This is a genomic window from Chryseobacterium sp. C2(2020) (assembly GCF_014218915.1).
Taxonomy (GTDB): domain Bacteria; phylum Bacteroidota; class Bacteroidia; order Flavobacteriales; family Weeksellaceae; genus Chryseobacterium; species Chryseobacterium mucoviscidosis.
In genome coordinates this window covers 1-1,197 of the sequence record NZ_JACLCT010000095.1, presented here as the reverse complement: position 1 = coordinate 1,197, position 1,197 = coordinate 1, and the positions used below count along the sequence as shown (strand labels likewise).

Genomic DNA, 1,197 nt, shown 5'->3' with positions numbered 1-1,197 from the left:
GATTCCGCAGCGGCATTGGTGCTTCTTTGATGAAAATAGTTTAAAATATCCCTGTAATGATTCATTATTGTTTTTCTTAAGGTAGAAAAAGATTTAAAATCTGCTTCTTCCACCTCTTTGAACCAATGTGCCAGTTTAGTCATCGCCAATGATTTTGGAATATTCTGATTATAAATCTTTCGCAGTCCATCGGTCAATTGATATGCTTTCTCCAGATCGGGATACTGAGCAAAAAGAATAGCAGCTCTTTGTTTTTGGGAAAGTGTCCATTTTTCACGGCTTTTATAAAGCAAATACCGGCTTCTTGCTAAAAGCTGTTTGCGTGAATCACCGTTTTCAAATATTTCTGTACCTGAGTTTTTTTCTTCCCCCAGTCCTTGCGTTACCGTATTTTCCATTTCAATAGCATCCCAACGATGTCTGATCCTGATTTCCTGAAGGGCTTCTGTAGCCAGCTTCTGAACATGAAAGCGATCAATTACCGGTGTTGCACCAGGGAAGCAGCGTTGGGCAATACGCTTCATGGAACCCGCCATATCCAAAGTAATTTCATTTACCTTCATCCGAAGTTTTCTGCTGATCTTTAAAAGATGCGTGATGACAAAATCACTCCGGGTACCTTTTATGATGGCAACAATGCTTCCTTTCCTGCCTCGTGCAGTCTTGGAGGTAAGCACCGTGTAGAGTTCTCCGTCAGAGAGTGCCACTTCATCTAAGGATAAAGATGATGAGAGATTTTCAGGGTAAATGATCCAGTCTTCTGCGTGTCGTTTCTGTTCCCAGCTATGACACTCGCTGAGTTTATTCTTGTATTGCCTCTGAAAGGTCTTGCCTTTGATCCCGAAAAATTCTGCTATGACTTTTAGGGGAAGAGCTTTAGTGTCGGCTAATTTTTTTTAAGAAGCCTGCTAAATCCTTTGTCATGCGTGTTCCTTTCGTTACCAGCTGCCAGTCTCTTTGAAGGATTTTACCAGAGGATTTATCAGTCCATCTTCTTCTTTTCACATGAAGTTTTACGATTTTACCCCGTAATGGATAATCATCTATGATGATTTCAGGTAAAAAGCCCTTCGATTCCAGCTGTCTTTCTTTAAATTCATGAGGAATACTGCTTTCTTCTTCAAAATAAAGATGAAGTTCTGCATCATGAGTTTCTGCTTTGAGGATATCAAAGTGTTCAACTAAAAATTCAGGAAG

General features: G+C 40.0%; 2 protein-coding genes. Both read right to left on the bottom strand.

Annotated features, from left to right (window positions below; all coding sequences use genetic code 11):
• On the bottom strand, positions 1-707 hold a 707-nt coding region (locus tag H6W52_RS21060; protein WP_185216977.1), incomplete at its 3' end, for a transposase.
• A gap of 169 nt (positions 708-876) precedes the next feature.
• A partial coding sequence (locus H6W52_RS21055; RefSeq protein WP_185216975.1) for a transposase occupies positions 877-1,197 on the bottom strand: 321 nt, incomplete at its 5' end.